A 15,840-nucleotide genomic window follows, 5' to 3' on the forward strand; every position below is an offset into this window, starting at 1 on the left:
CGTATCTTTACCAATGAGCCTCACCGCGAGTATGTGCGCGGCTTCGTGCAGGAGTGCCTGCGCCGCGGCCAGGCCGGTGAGTTTGATGAGCGGCTGGTGTATCGCAAGCGGCTGCGCAGGCGACTCGATGACTACCGGCGCAATGTGCCGCCTCATGTGCGTGCGGCAAGGCTTGCTGATGAGTACAACGGGCGGCTGGGGCGGCCGCGTCAGTACCAGAGTGGCGGCTGGATTCGCTACGTGATCACGCTGGCTGGACCGCAGCCGCTGGAGCAGCTGAGCTCGACCATCGATATCGACCACTACCTGACTCGCCAGCTACAGCCGGTAGCCGATGCCATCCTGCCTTTCGTGGGTGACGATTTTGCGAGCCTGATCGACCGCCAACTGGGGCTTTTCTGAGACGGCGGCTACGACTACAACTACAATGCGGGAGCAGTGCGTTGATGAGCGCCAAACTGCAAATCGGCCAGGTGGCGGTAGAGCGGGCTCGATTCGAGTAGTTCGGTGTGGCTGCCGGCAGCTACCAAGCGGCCCGCATCGATCACCAGCAGGCGGTCGGCAGCCACCACCGTAGCCAGCCGATGGGCGATCACCAGGCTGGTGCGGCCGACCATCATTTGGTCCAGGGCCTGCTGCACCAGCCGCTCGCTCTCGGCGTCCAGAGCGCTGGTGGCTTCATCGAGCAGCAGCACACGAGGATTCTTGAGCAGCGCACGGGCAATCGCCAGGCGCTGGCGCTGGCCGCCGGAAAGCTGCACGCCGCCTGGCCCCAGCTGGGTATCAAACCCTTGTGGCAGGGCGTCGATAAAGCTCAGCGCATTGGCGTCATGAGCCGCCTCGCGTAACACCTCCAGCGTTGCGTTGGGGTCGCCATAGCGCAGGTTGTCGGCCACGCTGCCGGTAAACAGGGTGGGCTCCTGGGCTACCAGGCCGATGGCCGAGCGCAGCTCGCCAGGGTCAAGTTCGCGCAGGTCGATGCCGTCGAAGCGCAGTGTTCCGCTGTCGGGATCAAAGAAACGCAGTAGCAGAGACAGCAGAGTGCTCTTGCCGGAGCCCGACGGTCCCACCAGTGCCACGCGCTCGCCGGGGCGAATATGCAGATTAAACGCCTCAAGCGCGGGTGTTTCGCGACCCGGGTAGGTGAAGGTCACCGAGTCCATGTGAATCTCGCCGCGCAGTGGCACTGGCAGTGTTGTCGGCACTTGTGGCCGGGCAATATCGGGCCGGGTATCGATCAGTTCGAGGAGCCGCTCAGCAGCGCCCGCTGCGCGCTGTACGTCGCCGGCCACCTCGGCCAGGGTGGCCACGGCACCCGCTGCCAGCACCGCATAAAACACAAACGCCGACAGCTCACCGGCGCTCATGTCGCCGGACAGCACCGCCAGACCACCTTGCCACAACATGATGCCCACCGCGGCAAACACTGCCAGCATGGCAATGCCGGTCAACCAGGCGCGCTGCCGGGTGCGCTCCACCGCATGCGCAAAGGCGTCCTCGACCCGGTTCGCGTAGTCGCGGCGGTCGATATTCTCATGAGTGAAAGCCTGCACGGTGCGAATGCCGCCTAGGGCTTCATCGGCATAGCGACCGAGTTCCGCCACTCGGTCTTGACTTGAACGCGATAGCCGCCGCACGCGTCGCCCGAACCACAGGATTGGCAGTACCGTGGCCGGAATGCCCAGCAGTACCAGCGCCGAGAGCCAGGGTTGAGTCACCAGCATTAGTGCTACTGCGCCAATCAGCATTAGCAGGTTGCGCAGCGCTAGCGACACCGAGGAGCCGAACAGGCTCTGCAACACGCTGGTATCGGCGGTGAGCCGTGAGGTAATTTCGCCTGCGGCCTGGCCGGGCGTCAGGGTGCTCTCGAAAAAGCCGGGCTCCAGGGTCAGCAGATGGTTGAACACGTGGCGACGCAGGTCGGCGGCCAAGCGTTCGCCGATCCAGGTCACCAGGTAATAGCGCAGGGCTGAGGCCAACGCGAGAACTGTTACTACGCTGAGCATTAGCACCAATGCCTTGCCTAGCGCCGCGCGGTCGGCATCCATGAAGCCTTGGTCTACTACCAGGCGCAGCCCCTGGCCCAGCAGCAGCACGCTGCCCGAGGCCAGCAGCAGCGCCACGCCCGCCAGAGCCAGACGCAGGCGATAGGGCGACAGCAGGCCCAGCAGGCGTAGCAGCACCCGCGGGCTGGGCCGCGAGCTGGGTGAGCCGGAGGAACTGGGTGCATCAGGAGAGGCAGCTGAGCGCATTGGCGTTCTCGCAGGAGAGGGTCGGGTGGATGGTGTTAGTGTGTGTTTGATAGCTAGCGAAAATCATGTGAATAATGGAATATGGTTATACTTAAGTAGTTAGTCCACGAACCAAAACTGCAACCCGTCCTGAAGGATACGCGAGATGAGTGATTTGCTGAAAATCGGCTGTGCAGCCTGTGGAGCGCTTAATCAGGTAGAGCGTGAGCGTCTGAATAATGGCCCCAAGTGTGGCAAATGCAAACAGCCGCTGTTCAATGGCGAGCCGGTAGAGCTGACCGAAGCCAATTTTCGTGCGGTGGTGGAACGCAGTGAACTGCCGGTGGTGGTGGATTTCTGGGCCAGCTGGTGTGGTCCCTGCCAGATGATGGGGCCGATCTTTGCCCAAGCCGCCAGTGAGCTGGAGCCGCGCATCCGCTTTGCCAAGTTGGATACCGAAGCCCAGCAGGCGCTGGCTGGACGCTTTGGTATCCGCAGCATTCCTACTTTGATGGTGTTCAAGGATGGCAAGGAAGTTGCCCGTCAGGCGGGTGTGCTGCAAGGCCCGCAGTTACAGCAGTGGCTAGCGCCGCACCTGGTATGAGGCGTTGAAAGCCGCTTTCGGCGGGGGCATGAGAATGTCCCCGTTAAGGAGTACTCTCTGGGGGGGTAGGTTGATTTGAACATTGGCTTGAAAAAAAGCTGCTAGAACCAGCATGGCCAATAACAACGATGAGGGTATTGTCATGATCAGACTTGACCAGAAACTGGGCGCAGCAGCACTGGCATCTGCGCTGCTGTTCTCTGCCGCGGCCTATGCGGAAGATGACGAGGTGGTGGAACAGATCAACATGGGGCTTGAGCTCTATCAGGAGCAGGAGTATGGCGCGGCGATTACCGAGCTTGAGTTTGCGATGGAAGACATTCGCAAGCAGATGTCTGGCTTGATTGCCGAGACATTTCCCCCTGCGCCGGCGGGCTGGACTGCCGGTGAAGTGGAATCATCGTCGGGCGGTGCCGCGCTGATGGGCGGAGGTGGCGGCGCCACCTTGAAGCGCGACTACAGTCAAGACGATGGCGACGGCAAGCTTGAGGCCCAGCTGCTGGTGGACAACCCCATGGTGCAGGCGATGGCGGGCATGTTGACCAACCCGGCACTGATCGCTGCGCAGCCGAATACCGAACGTGAGCGTATGGGCCGCGAGACGGTGATCGTTAAATGGGAGCCTGAAAAATCGCGCGCAGAGGTCAGCCTGATGCTGGATGGGCGCATTCTGATGCAGGTCAAAGGAAGCGGCCTTGAGTCGCGTGATGTGGCGCTCGACCTGATGAAAGCATGGGACATCGACTCAGTGCGCGAGCAGACGGCGCGCTAAGCGCCGCATGTCACAAATATCAGCGGCCATTCAGCTCAGGAGTCACGCTGTTTGAGCTGGTCGCGTAGGCCCTTGGGAATCTTGCGAATCACCAGCTGGTCGCGGCCTTCATCGTAATCGATGGCGCCGCCCAGCAGGTGGGCATCAAAACTGATGGAGACGCCATCTGAGCGGCCGGTAAAGCGCTGGAACTGGCTGATGGTGCGTTTGTCTGGTGGGATTTCCGGTGACAGGCCGTAGTCGCTGTGGCGGATATGTTCATAAAACGCCTTGGGCTGCTGGCCATCAATCAGTTCTGACAACTCGTCCAGAGCGATCGGCTCGCCGCGTCCGGCCTGCCCGCTGGCATAGTCGATCAGCGCGTCGGTCTTTTCGCGGCTCTCCTCGTCGGGCAGATCCTGTTTTTCTACATAGTCGCTGAAGGCTTTGAGGAGGGTGCGGGTTTCCTGCCCGGCATCGCGTTGCTCGCTGGCACCCAAGGCTTCAACCAAGCCTTCGGCGAGCCCTTTTCCGCCACGATCCCGGCTCCACGACAGATAGGGATGCGAGTCGTTGCCGCTCTGCCACTGGGCAATATCCAGCCGCGCCGCAAGGCTCAGCTGGGCCAGGTTCAGCTGGCGACCGCTGGTGACGTTGAGTTGCTGATCGATAACAAAGCCGTCGCGATGATGGAGCAGTGCCAACAGCAGATAGCGCGCGTCGCCTTGCTGGTAGTCCGCCAGCAGCAGGTGGCCGCCGATGGGCAGGTGGGCATCGACCAGCGGCAGGAGTTTTTCGCTCAGTGCTCTGGTCAGAACGACAAAGTCCTGTGTCTGCTCCAGATAACGCGTCATGTCTGCGGCCAGTCCGCCGCTGGCGCTTTCGTCGAAGCGGCCCCAGGCCTTAGTTTTGCGGTGGTAGACATCTCTCAGGCCGCTCAGCAGGTCCTCCAGCGCGGGGCTTTCCGGTAGCACCTCGGTGGCCGCTATCAGCTGAGCGGGAGAGTCGCTGGCCTGCTTGTCGATACGATGAATGATGCTTGCGAGAATCGGCATGCCGGTTAGCGCCTCAAAAAATTGGGATGAAAAGTGGGTTAGCTCAGGGCTTCAGGCGATAGCCGGTACGGAAAATAGCCGCCACAAGCGCCAGACTGATGCATAGGAACAGGAAGATGACCACCAGGCTTGCCCAGATGCTGACGTCGGCATTGCCGTAGAAGCTCCAGCGGAAGCCGCTGACCAGGTAGACCACTGGATTGAACAGAGTCACGGTCTGCCAGAAGGGTGGCAGCATGTTAATGGAGTAGAAAGTGCCGCCAAGAAAGGTCAGCGGGGTGATGATCAGCAGTGGTACCAGCTGCAACTTTTCGAAGCCGTCGGCCCAGATGCCGATCACAAAACCGAGCATGCTGAATGTCAGTGCCGTCAGCACCATGAACAGCAGCATGATGATGGGGTGCTGGATTTGCATCGGCACAAATAGGCTGGCGGTGCCCAGTACAATCAGCCCCAGCATTGTTGACTTGGTGGCGGCGGCGCCCACATAACCCAGCACGACTTCTACATAGGAAATGGGCGCTGAAAGAATCTCGTAGATCGAGCCGCTGAAGCGCGGAAAAAAGATGCCAAAGGAAGCGTTACTGATGCTCTGGGTCAATAGCATCAGCATAATCAGCCCGGGCACGATGAAGGCCGCGTAGCTGACGCCATCGACTTCGCTGATACGGCTACCGATAGCGCTGCCGAACACCACAAAATACAGCGAGGTGGAGATCACCGGCGACACGATGCTTTGTAGAACGGTGCGCAGGCTGCGGGCCATTTCGGCATGATAGAGCGCTTTGACCGACTGCAGATTCACGGCTGCTCCTTAACCAAACTGATGAAAATATCCTCCAGCGAACTCTGGCGTGTGTCCATGTCGCTGATCTCGATGCCATTGGCGGCCAGCGCCGCCAGCAGATTAGCAATACTGCTTTGAGTGTCGCCGCCCTGTGAGCTGTTCGAACCGGTATCCTCACCGTCCTGCTGTGGGGCACTGCGGTAGCCGTAATCCATACTCAGGCCGTCGGTAGACAGGCTCAGATCAAAGCCGCTGAGCGATGCCGGCAGTGCTTTGAGAGGCGTGACCAGGCGTAGCGTCAGCACCTTGGTGCCCAGCTTGCTCATCAGCGTGTGCTTATCTTCTACCAGCATCAGTTTGCCACCACGGATCACCCCGATGCGGTCGGCCATTTCCTCAGCCTCCTCGATATAGTGGGTGGTCAGGATGATGGTCACGCCGCGATCGCGTAGGCCGCGCACTACGGCCCACATGTCACGACGTAGCTCCACGTCCACGCCAGCGCTGGGTTCATCGAGAAACAGGATGTCGGGCTCATGGGACAGCGCCTTGGCGATCAACACCCGGCGCTTCATGCCGCCGGACAGGGTGATCAGTCGGTTGTTGCGCTTTTCCCACAGGCTGAGCGAGCGCAGCACCCGTTCGATGTGCTCGGGATTGGGCGGCTTACCAAACAGGCCGCGGCTAAAACTGACGGTATCCCAGACCTTGGAAAATGCCTCGCTGGTCAGCTCCTGGGGCACCAGCCCGATGCGCTGGCGTGCCTGGCGAAATTCGCTGACGTTGTCATGGCCATCCACCAGCACATGACCTGTGGTGGCATTGACCAGCCCGCAAATCACGCCAATCAGTGTGGTCTTCCCGGCCCCGTTGGGGCCTAGAAGCGCAAAGATCTCACCGCGGCGAATCTCGAGGTTCACCTCATCAAGGGCCTGAAAGCCGCCTTTATACTGCTTGGAAAGATGATCAACCTGGAGTATGACGCGGCTGTCTGATGTGGCTTGACTCGCGCAGGACGCTGTTTCCGGCATGAATCGGGCCTGTGGAGAGGCCTTTGGTAGGGCCTGGAGGGAGGCGTGGCTCATTGGATCTGCTCAGCTGGTGTCTTTCTGGATAAGTGCGCGGCCGCCCAGCATAACATGAGCAGCCACGCCTTACTTTCTGTCCAGTGTCAGTTGCTGAAGCTGGCGGCATTCAGCCATAAATGTGTGAGCACGCTGGCGATATAGCCCAGCGCGATGACTGGTGTCCAGCGCAGGTGCCCGGCAAAGGTGTAGATGCCACGGGCCTGGCCCATCAGCGCCACGCCGGCCGCCGAGCCGACCGACAGCAGGCTGCCGCCGACGCCAGCGGTCAGGGTAATCAACAGCCAGTTGCCTACCGACATATCGGGACTCATAGAGATCACCGCGAACATCACTGGGATGTTATCGACCACCGCTGAAATGAGGCCCAGCACGATGTTGGCCCAGGTTGGGTTCCAGCCGGCATACAAGGTTTCGGAAAGCAGACTCAGATAGCCCATGAAGCCCAGGCCGCCAACGCACATCACCACGCCATAGAAGAACAGCAGGGTGTCCCATTCGGAGCGAGCAATCCGCGAGAACACGTCAAACGGGACCACGCTGCCCAGCGACTCCAGCTTGCGCCAGTCGCCGCGCTGGCTGTAGCGCGTACGCTTGCGCTCGATGGAGCGCGGCAGGCTACGGCGTAGGTAGTAACCAAAGAACTGCAGAAAGCCCAGCCCGGTCATCATGCCCAGCGCTGGTGGCAGGTGCAGCACCGTATGGCATAGCACGGCGATCACTACGGTCAGCAGAAACAGCAGCACGATACGGCGTGCGCCGCGCTTCATCCAAACGCTCTCGTCCAAGGGGCTGGGCGTACGGTTGTTGATAAAGAGGCTCATGATGATCGCGGGCACAAGATAGTTGACCAGCGATGGGCCGAGCAGGGTAAAGAAGCCTTCGAAGGGCACCAGTCCGGCCTGCCACACCATCAAGGTAGTGATGTCGCCGAACGGGCTGAAGGCACCGCCAGCGTTGGAAGCGACGACGATGTTGATACAGCATAGGCTGATGAACTTCTTGTCGCCCTCGGCCACTTTACTGACCACAGCGCACATTAGCATGGCGGTGGTCAGGTTATTGGCAACGGTCGAGATCCAGAACGCCAGGATGCCGGTGATCCAGAAGAGGGTGCGATAGCTGAAGCCCTTTTGCACCATCCAGGAGCGCAGCTTGTCGAACACGCGGCGCTCCTCCATGGCGTTGATATAGGTCATTGCCACCAGCAGGAACAGCAGCAGTTCACAGTATTCCAGCAACGTCTCGCGAAAGGCGCTTTCCGCAGCATCGGGCAGTCCAGCCCTGACATAGACCCAGCCAATCACTGCCCAGATAATGCCCGCAGCCACCAGTACCGGCTTGGACTTGCGCATGTGCAGCTGTTCCTCGGCCATGACCAGACCGTAGGCGAGGATAAACAGGCCGACGGCGATAAAGCCGCTGATGGAGGTCGTCAAGTTTAACGGCCCCGTGCTGGCGTAAGCCAGTGGGCTGAACAGCACCAAAAGGATTGAAAAAGTTGCGGCCACGACAAATTTTGGCCGCCGGGCGCTATGCCGGAGCCGATGGGTCGGGGAGGGGGTGAGCATGCGGAAGTGTCCCGGAGCGGAGGGGAAAGGAGAGGTTAAAAGGCGAACTATTTTAACGAAGGTCGCACTTCAGAACCAAGCAATTCCGGAACCGGGACAGCAAATAATTTGCCTCAGGTAGTGGCCGGAGCCAACACCTTGCCGCGGTTAAGCAGGTTGTGAGGGTCCAGTGCCTGTTTCAGCTGGCGCATCAGGGCTAGTTCCTCGGGCGTGCGGGACAGGTCGAGGTAACTGCGCTTCTCCAGCCCGATTCCATGCTCGGCTGATACTGAGCCGCCAAGCACGGCAAGCGGACGGTAAACGCACTGCTCCACTGCCTGGCGAGTCTCGGGGTCATCGCCTCCCACGCTGATCGAGAAGTGCAGGTTGCCATCACCCAGGTGGCCAAAGGTAATAACACGGCCGTCAGGCCAGCGCTGTTGTACGGCCTGTTCTACCTCGATCACATAGTCGTGCATGGCACCGATCGGCAGGCTGACATCGAAGATGAAAAACGGCGCCAGCAGATGTAGCAGGCCTTCGATATCCTCGCGGATAACCCATAGCCCTTGGCGCTGCTGCGATGAATGAGCGAGCACGGCGTCGCTGATCAGCTCGCGTTCAAAGGCCTCCTCCAGTGCCTGGCTGAACTGTGCTGCATGGCTGTCGGCATCAGTACCCAGCGATTCGACGATGGCGTAGAACGGCGAGCCGGCCGGTAGCGGTGCGCTATGGCGCCCGCTTTCTTCGGTGAGCAGGCGATAATGGCTTTGCCACATGGCCTCAAAGGCTGACAGGTTGCCGCCCAGCGCCTGATTCATATGGCCTAATAGCCCAGTGAGTGACTCGAAATCCGGACAGGCCACCAGTGCGGTCTGCACGTCAGGCGTTTGTGGATGCAGGCGCAGCACCGCCCGGGTCACAATGCCCAAGGCGCCTTCGCTGCCAATGAACAGCTGCTTGAGATCAAAGCCGGCGTTGTTCTTGAGCATGTGATTCATCGAGCTGACCACACGGCCATCGGCCATGACTGCTTCGAGGCCCAGTACCAGCTGGCGCGTCATGCCATAGCGGATCACCCGGATGCCGCCAGCGTTGGTGGAGATATTACCGCCGATGGTGCAGCTGCCACGCGCGCCAAGGTCGAGGGGAAACTGCAGCCCAGCGTCTTCGGCGGCCTCCTGAACGCTCTGCAGAGGCGCGCCAGCTTGTACGGTTAGGGTGCTGCCCACGGGGTCAACGGCCTCAATGCGGGTCATGCGCTCCATGGATATCACCAGCTCGTCGGGCGCTGCGTCTGCCCCGTGTACCAGTCCGGTCAGCCCGCCATGGGTGACGACAGGCTGACGCGCCGCATGGCAGGCCTTCATTACCTCTGACAGCTCAGCGGTAGAGGCCGGGCGCACAATGGCTGCCGCGCGGCAGGCCGCCCCGCTCATCCAGTCGGCGCGTCTGGCGCTAACGTCTTGGCCAGTCAGTACATTAGCGGCGCCAACTAGGGCGGTAATCTGTTCGAGTAGAGCGTGCATTGATTCCTCATGTGTTTTCAGCGATGCATCGCAATAGGTTACCCTCTGTGGCCGTGAATCGTCACAGTTATACGTCGGAAATCTTCATGCCCCTGACTCACTCCGAGCGCTTCGCGCGTTTGCATGCGCTGCTGTTTTTGCACTCAGCGCTGTGGCGCGGTTTACCGTTCCAGTCGCTGGGCGCACCCTGGGGTGATGCCTGCCCCGGACTTGCCGAGGCGCTGCTCGCGCTTTCCGATGAGGAGACTGAGCGGCTACAGGCGCAGCCATTCGACAACTCGCCACTGTCGGCCTGGCTGCCGGTGGCTGAGTTTGCCGAGCTGACTGAGCTGAATGGCACGCTCCAGGCGCTGTCTAGTGAGCCCAATGAGCCTTCAGAATTGCCTGACGCCTGGAGTGAAGGCATTGGCGCGCGCAAGTGGCAGCAGCTGCAGGCGTTTGTTGCCTGTGTGCCCGCTGACAGTAGGCCGCTGGTGGAGTGGTGTGCCGGCAAAGGCCATTTGGCGCGAACCTTAGCGCGCCGGGATGGACGCCCAGTGGACGCGCTGGAATGGCAAAAGGCACTGTGCGAGTCGGGGCAGGCACTCGCTGAGCAGAAAGGCTTAGCGGTACGCTTCCATCGGCGGGACGTACTGAGTGATGACGTGGCGCAGTGGCTGACGCCAGATACCCGCGTCGTTGCGCTGCATGCCTGCGGCGACCTGCACGGTCAGTTGTTGCAGCAGGCGGCAGAAAACGGCACGGCAGTTGCCGTGGCACCCTGTTGTTATCACCGTATCAGGAGTGAGTTCTATCAGCCGTTTTCGCACCAGGCTCGCACGTTGATGGACGGGCAGGTGACGTTGACACGTGATGATCTGGCCATGGCGGTGCAGGAAACCGTGACGGCCCCGAGCGGAGCGCGTCACCACCGCGAGCGCGCCAACGCCTGGCGACTGGGTTTTGATCTACTGCAACGGGAAGTGCGCGGTGAGAATAGCTACCTGCCGGTGCCTAGCCTGGCCTATGGCAAACTGTCAGCGGATTTCGCCGGTTTCTGCCGCTGGGCCGCTGAGCAGAAAGGAGTGGTCCTGCCAGCTGGGGTTGACTGGGCTGCCTTTGAAGCCGCCGGTTGGCAGCGCTTTGGCGAGGTGACGCGCCTGGAGCTGGTGCGCCACCTGTTTCGCCGTCCGCTGGAAGTATGGCTGGCGCTGGACCGGGTGTGTTTCATGGAGCAGGTTGGCTATAGGGTGCGCTTAAGCACCTTTTGCCAACGCGACCTGACACCGCGCAACTTGCTGATTGAGGCTAGCCCCGACCCATCGATGATCTAGAACGTCATCCAAGGCGAAGCGTCACCGTCGTTAAATGTCTTGACGACCCAATCTTCCGTCTTGGGGCCGGGCATGCCTGGCGTGCCAATCGGCATGCCGGCAAGACCAATGCCGTCCACGTGGGGACGTTCTTCCAGTAGCCGGTCGATGGCGGCGAAAGGCACATGGCCTTCGATCACGTAACCATCCAGCTCGATGGTATGGCAGGCGCCTTCACCATAGGGAATACCGGCTTGCTGCTTGACTTGGCCCAGGTTGGCCACATCAATGCTTTCCACCTGATAGCCGTGCTCTTCCATCAGGCGGGCATATTCCACGCAGCAGCCACAGTTCGGATCTTTATAGAGCCGGGCTTCCATTGCTTCGGCATGGGCGATGCCAGTGGTCAGCAGTAGTCCGGTGGTAATGAGAGTTGTCAGGGGCAGCTTCATGGAGTCTCCGTAAGGTAGTGACAGCGGTAAAGAAAAGCAGCAATGAGTAACGCTATAACAAGCTGTGGTGTGTCAGTAAAGCGGTTTGCTGCACCCATGTTTTGCGTCCAGCTGTCAGCTCTGCGAGAGACTTCCTGTCCCGCCATTGTCTTCGCTTTCGCTATTGGAAGTGGCGTCGGTGCTATGTGCGGTACTCTCTTTGCTGCTCTCTTTTTTCATTGACTTCTTTTTCACTGACCTCTTTTTCACCGTCCTCTTTTTTGCCGTTCTCCTGGTTCTGGCGACGTTGCGCCTTGCGTCGGGCGCGCTCCTCATCGCCGGAATCCGGCACCAGCGCCAGCAGGGTCTCGTCCTCATCGGCGCTCAGTGCGATGTCGGCGGTCATCATGCGGATATCGCCGTTTTCGGTGTAGGCACCCAGGATCAGTGCATCGGGATTATCCGCGCGATAGGCCTCAAGGTCGTAGTCTTCGCTCAAGTTGGTACGGCGGATACCCCAGCCTTCGCGTAGGCGGCTTTCGGCGGTGCCGAAGCTCAGCTGTTTGGCGAAGTAGCGTCCCCCAAGGCTGTCTGGGGCGCTGTTGTCTTCATTGCTTTTGTTATTTCGCGAGCGGCCATCTCCGGAAGGTGCCAGCTGGAATACCTGGTGGTGGCCAAATTCTGGGCCGTAGTTGGCGCATACCAGCGCGTTATAGTCTTCGTTGTCGGTCAGTGCCAGCAAGGTGCTGAAGCGATTGATCTCGATATCCATTTCGGCATCTTCGGTGAGTACTTCACCGTAATAGGTTGGAATATCGTGACGCCGTATGCTGCGCAGCCGTGACCAGTTGCGGTCGGTGATCAGTACCGGGCGGCCACTGGCCTTGATCGACTCGGCCAGTTGCAGGGAAAAGGGCGTGGCGCCTACAATCAGCACTCCCTTTATCGCTGTGGAGCGCAGCCCGAAGCGCCGCGACAGCGGCTCCAGGGAAAAGCCATGCAGTACCACGGTAACGGCGACGATGGCAAAGGCCAGCGGTGGCAGAATGGCGGCATCTTCAACGCCAAGATCCACCAGTCGCGCACCAAACAGCCCGGCAATGGCAACCGCCACCACACCTCGCGGGCCGATCCAGCCGACAATCAGCTTCTCGTTCAGCGGCAAGTCAGTACCGATCAGCGACAGCATCACCGCGAGCGGGCGCACCACCAGCAGCACCATGGCCACAAACAGTAGCTCGCGCCAGCCCAGTGCCAACAGGGTGCTCAGATCGATGTTGGCCGCCAGCAGGATGAACACCCCCGACACCAACATGATGGTGATGTTTTCCTTGAAGCGCCGGATCTCATCCAGCGAGGCCAGCGACGAATTGCCGATGACAACCCCCATGATGGTCACCGCCAGCAGACCGCTTTCATGCAGATAGGCGTTGGGCAAGGCGTAAGTGACCAGCACGAAAACGATCATCACCGAGACCTTGAGGTACTCGGGCACATAGCCACGATGCAGGGCAATAATCAGCAGGCGAGCGGTGACGTAGCCCGCAATACTGGCCATTGCGATGCCAGCGGTGAGGTGAAAAAGCGTTGCACCGATGGTCATTGACTCGTAGGCCACCAGTGCCACCTCAAAGGCCAGCACGGCTGCCAGGGCGCCAATCGGGTCGTTGACGATGGCTTCCCAGCGCAGGATCTCGGCCGGACGGCGCTTGAGGCTGGCCTGGCGCAGTAGCGGAATGATCACCGTAGGACCGGTGACGATCAGGATGCCGCCAAATACAGCAGCAGAGATCCAGCTGAGTCCGCCGACAAAGTGTCCGGCCAGCGTTGATAACAGCCAGACCAGTGGTCCGCCGAAGACCACCAGGCGCTTCACCGCTGGTCCGGCATCGGCCAGACGGCGGAAATTGAGTGTCAGCCCGCCCTCAAAAAGGATGATAGCCACGGCGATGGAGATAACCGGGTCCAGCAGGTCACCGAGCAGCATCTGGGGATTCAGCACACCAGTGGCGGGGCCCAGCGCCAGGCCGGCAACCAACATCAGCACAATGGCAGGGATTTTCCATCGCCAGGCAAGCCACTGAGCGCCGATGCCGGACACGGCGATCAGGCAGATAGCAATAACGATAGACATTGATCAGATCCTTGAGTCAATTCTGGGTTTGCTGAGCAGAGCTGGCTGGACATTCTGCTGCTCAGGCAGGGTAGAGCCTGGTTGTACAGTCTACAAGCCAACCCGGCTTGGCGAATTACGCTAACCTGCGGTGAAAGTCAGGCCTGCGGTGAAAGTCAGGCCCATCGCTCCTCGGCGGTGAAAGCTACGCTGAACCAGCGGCGCTCGGCGGGAATGCTCAGCCCGGCAGTGATTTCTTCACGGATTTCATCGAGCAGCGCGACTCCCTGCTGGGCCGCAAAATCCGGCGTGGTGATGATATGGAGTTCGATAAAGTAGCCGCGCCCGGCCTTGGCCACATGACTGTAGTAGGAAATCATGCCTTCGCGGCTCATGACCGGCACCATGGCTTCCTGCACCTCACGGTCGATTTTGCTGGGTGCCATGCGCAGAATTTCTTTCATGGCGCGGCGCACAATATTGATTGGCACCGGCATCAGGCATAGCGTCAACAGTGCCAGCAGAAGCGGATCGACGTAGGGTGTGAGATGTGCCCACTGGCTGCGTTCAAGCACGGCAGCGATAACAAAGGCAACCAGCAGGGCGGTGGTGATCAACCCTGCCATCAGCCAGCCGTGCATGTCGATGCGCACAAACTCGGATTCGGCACGGCGATTGATGTGGTGCTGATAGGCTGCCAGGGCGAAACAGGTGATGGCCACCACTACTGCGTAGACAATCGCAAAGCCGAAGGCCAGCTCCTGCCCACCTTCGATCAGCCCGCTGATGGCGTTAAGGAACGCATAGAAACACAGCAGCAGCAAAATACTGCCGTTCAGCGCGGCCACCAGCGGTTCAAGGTGCCAATAACCGTGCTGGAAACGTTGGCTCATTTCACGCATGGCAAGGCGCGAAACAAACAGCGCAAGCCCCGACATGGCGGCATCAATGCTAGAAAATACGCCGTCAAATAGGATCGACTGGGAGCCCGACATCAGACCAAGCGCGACGCCAAGGCCGGATACCAGCAGGGTGAAAACGATGGAAACCTTCAGGGCGTGCTGTTCTAGAGCGGCTGACATGGTGTGTTGTCCGGCAGGGCAAATAGGAGTAAGGATTGTCCATGATAACCGAGCCGGCGCTGACAGTGTCAGTAGAGGGAGAGAGCTGGTTTGATTACTCCAAGCTTCTAGAGGCTGCGTCGGTACAGCAGGAATCTCCCCGAATAGGGTTCTTCCAAGCCGCTGCGCGCATACATCAGTGGGCGTCGTACCGGTTTGTCTTTTACCAGGCTGAAGCCATGTTCTGCCATATAGCGGTTGAAGCGGCTACGGTAGCCACGGTTGGCATCCGTGATCCAGACTTCAGACTCCGCTTGTGCATAGGCATCAATAAAACTAGCGACCTCTGCCGGGCTATCAGGCTCGTAGAGCAGGTCGCTACCCATGATGAGGTCGTAGCGTCCGGATAGGGGCGGCGCACCCGTGTCGGCCTGAGAGGCCGGACCACTGCATCCCCACTGGCCATAGCGATAGTCCATGGGCGGCAGACGGTTTTTGGCCAGGTTTTTGGACAGAAAGTGGCCAGCCATGGGGTGTCTGTCGCTGGCGGTAACGTCTTTTCCCTGGCGATGTGCAACCAGGCTGGCAACTGCCAGGCCGCAGCCGATTTCCAGGATGCGCTGTCCGGGCGCAACTGCTGCTTTGGCCATTTTTTTGGCAAGCAACATGCCTGATGGCCACACCATACCAAATAGTGGCCAGGCGGCAGAGCAGATGCCAAGGCGCTCGGCGGCTCCTGTCGGGTCGTAGTACTGCTGTTTGTCAAGCAGGCTGTAAAGGGCCAGTGGGAGTTGGCCGGGAAGGTCGTAGTAATGCAGTGCGGTCTGATACGAAGTGGCGGTAGGCATGGATTTCCTGACGATAGACAGAAAATCATATATTACCATGAGTTATAAGTTGTTTGTTTTTGAGTCTTTTTGACCCTTTGGCCTGTGTTCGGCATGCTAGCCGTCAGACCATTTTCCGCCTCTGGCTGACGCCTTCAGGCAACGGCGCTACAATTGCTTGAATTCAAAGCTTCAGATCGTTAATAAAACGTGAGTCGACCCAATGGAAGGTTTCAACGTCGCGGCCTTTTCGGCTGTGAACCAGTTCGCAGGAAAAAATGCTTTGCTCGACACTTTGGTGATCGGGACGGCCGAGTTGATGCCTTATGTGCTTATTCTAGTACTGGTCGCCCTTTGGCTGGGAAGAAACATCGAGCGTAAAAAAAGCAGTATTATTGCCGGTTGCTCGGTGTTGCTTGGCTTGTTGATCAATCATGTCGTGTCGTGGTTTTACTTTCATCCGCGCCCCTTCATGCAGAACCTGGGAACCAACCTGGTAAGCCATGCGCCGGATACTTCCTTCC

General features: G+C 59.7%; 14 protein-coding genes and 1 pseudogene. 5 read left to right on the forward strand and 10 right to left on the reverse strand.

What is annotated here, in order from left to right; translation table 11 throughout:
* A pseudogene (locus ACTH3D_RS07530) lies at positions 1-402 on the forward strand (DNA polymerase II); the annotation flags it as partial.
* 20 nt (positions 403-422) lie between these two features.
* On the opposite strand, the gene ACTH3D_RS07535 reads toward ACTH3D_RS07530, so the two are convergent.
* Positions 423-2,252, reverse strand: a complete 1,830-nt coding sequence (locus ACTH3D_RS07535) for an ABC transporter transmembrane domain-containing protein (protein WP_441666449.1) — start codon at positions 2,250-2,252, stop codon at positions 423-425.
* 145 nt (positions 2,253-2,397) lie between these two features.
* Here ACTH3D_RS07535 and trxC point away from each other — a divergent pair, with 145 nt between their 5' ends.
* Together trxC and ACTH3D_RS07545 are read left to right on the forward strand one after the other, a co-directional pair.
* The gene (trxC, locus tag ACTH3D_RS07540; RefSeq protein WP_441666450.1) at positions 2,398-2,835 is read left to right on the forward strand and encodes a thioredoxin TrxC; all 438 of its coding nucleotides are present in this window, start codon (positions 2,398-2,400) and stop codon (positions 2,833-2,835) included.
* 142 nt (positions 2,836-2,977) lie between these two features.
* Positions 2,978-3,607, forward strand: coding sequence for a hypothetical protein (locus tag ACTH3D_RS07545; RefSeq protein ID WP_441666451.1), 630 nt, complete (start codon positions 2,978-2,980; stop codon positions 3,605-3,607).
* Between the two features lie 35 nt (positions 3,608-3,642).
* Here the strand turns inward: ACTH3D_RS07545 and ACTH3D_RS07550 are convergent, their stop codons facing one another.
* The 5 genes from ACTH3D_RS07550 to ACTH3D_RS07570 all read right to left on the reverse strand — a co-directional run bounded on the left by ACTH3D_RS07550 (position 3,643) and on the right by ACTH3D_RS07570 (position 9,592).
* Positions 3,643-4,641 carry a nucleoid-associated protein gene (locus ACTH3D_RS07550; protein ID WP_441666452.1) on the reverse strand — a complete coding sequence of 333 codons (999 nt, stop codon included), beginning with the start codon at positions 4,639-4,641 and terminating at the stop codon, positions 3,643-3,645.
* A gap of 43 nt (positions 4,642-4,684) precedes the next feature.
* Positions 4,685-5,446: an ABC transporter permease gene (locus tag ACTH3D_RS07555; RefSeq protein WP_441666453.1), complete on the reverse strand. Its 762-nt coding sequence runs from the start codon at positions 5,444-5,446 to the stop codon at positions 4,685-4,687.
* Positions 5,443-6,459 (reverse strand): ABC transporter ATP-binding protein, encoded by a 1,017-nt coding sequence (locus tag ACTH3D_RS07560; protein ID WP_441666467.1) that lies wholly within the window; start codon positions 6,457-6,459, stop codon positions 5,443-5,445. Before ACTH3D_RS07560 ends, ACTH3D_RS07555 begins: the two co-directional genes overlap by 4 nt.
* A 140-nt stretch (positions 6,460-6,599) precedes the next feature.
* Entirely contained in the window at positions 6,600-8,084 is a 1,485-nt protein-coding gene (gene nhaD, locus ACTH3D_RS07565; protein WP_441666454.1) for a sodium:proton antiporter NhaD, read from the reverse strand.
* Positions 8,085-8,197: 113 nt separating this feature from the next.
* Positions 8,198-9,592 (reverse strand): FAD-binding oxidoreductase, encoded by a 1,395-nt coding sequence (locus tag ACTH3D_RS07570; RefSeq protein ID WP_441666455.1) that lies wholly within the window; start codon positions 9,590-9,592, stop codon positions 8,198-8,200.
* Between the two features lie 86 nt (positions 9,593-9,678).
* Here ACTH3D_RS07570 and ACTH3D_RS07575 point away from each other — a divergent pair, with 86 nt between their 5' ends.
* Positions 9,679-10,905, forward strand: coding sequence for a methyltransferase (locus ACTH3D_RS07575; protein ID WP_441666456.1), 1,227 nt, complete (start codon positions 9,679-9,681; stop codon positions 10,903-10,905).
* On the opposite strand, the gene ACTH3D_RS07580 is transcribed toward ACTH3D_RS07575, so the two are convergent.
* The 4 genes from ACTH3D_RS07580 to ACTH3D_RS07595 all read right to left on the reverse strand — a co-directional run bounded on the left by ACTH3D_RS07580 (position 10,902) and on the right by ACTH3D_RS07595 (position 15,337).
* A complete protein-coding gene (locus ACTH3D_RS07580) occupies positions 10,902-11,336 on the reverse strand; it encodes a DUF411 domain-containing protein (protein ID WP_441666457.1) in 435 nt (144 codons plus the stop codon). The two genes, ACTH3D_RS07575 and ACTH3D_RS07580, sit on opposite strands and share 4 nt — an antisense overlap.
* 181 nt (positions 11,337-11,517) lie before the next feature.
* On the reverse strand, positions 11,518-13,449 hold the full coding sequence (locus ACTH3D_RS07585) for a cation:proton antiporter (protein WP_441666458.1): 1,932 nt from the start codon (positions 13,447-13,449) through the stop codon (positions 11,518-11,520).
* Positions 13,450-13,604: 155 nt separating this feature from the next.
* A complete protein-coding gene (locus ACTH3D_RS07590; RefSeq protein WP_441666459.1) occupies positions 13,605-14,510 on the reverse strand; it encodes a cation diffusion facilitator family transporter in 906 nt (301 codons plus the stop codon).
* A 107-nt stretch (positions 14,511-14,617) separates the two neighbouring features.
* Complete coding sequence (locus ACTH3D_RS07595) at positions 14,618-15,337, reverse strand: class I SAM-dependent methyltransferase (protein WP_441666460.1); 720 nt, start codon at positions 15,335-15,337, stop codon at positions 14,618-14,620.
* A 202-nt stretch (positions 15,338-15,539) separates the two neighbouring features.
* Here ACTH3D_RS07595 and ACTH3D_RS07600 point away from each other — a divergent pair.
* Positions 15,540-15,840, forward strand: a 301-nt coding sequence (locus ACTH3D_RS07600) for a hypothetical protein (RefSeq protein ID WP_441666461.1), incomplete at its 3' end; no start/stop codon positions are given.

Source organism: Halomonas sp., assembly GCF_052095765.1.
GTDB lineage: Bacteria > Pseudomonadota > Gammaproteobacteria > Pseudomonadales > Halomonadaceae > Halomonas.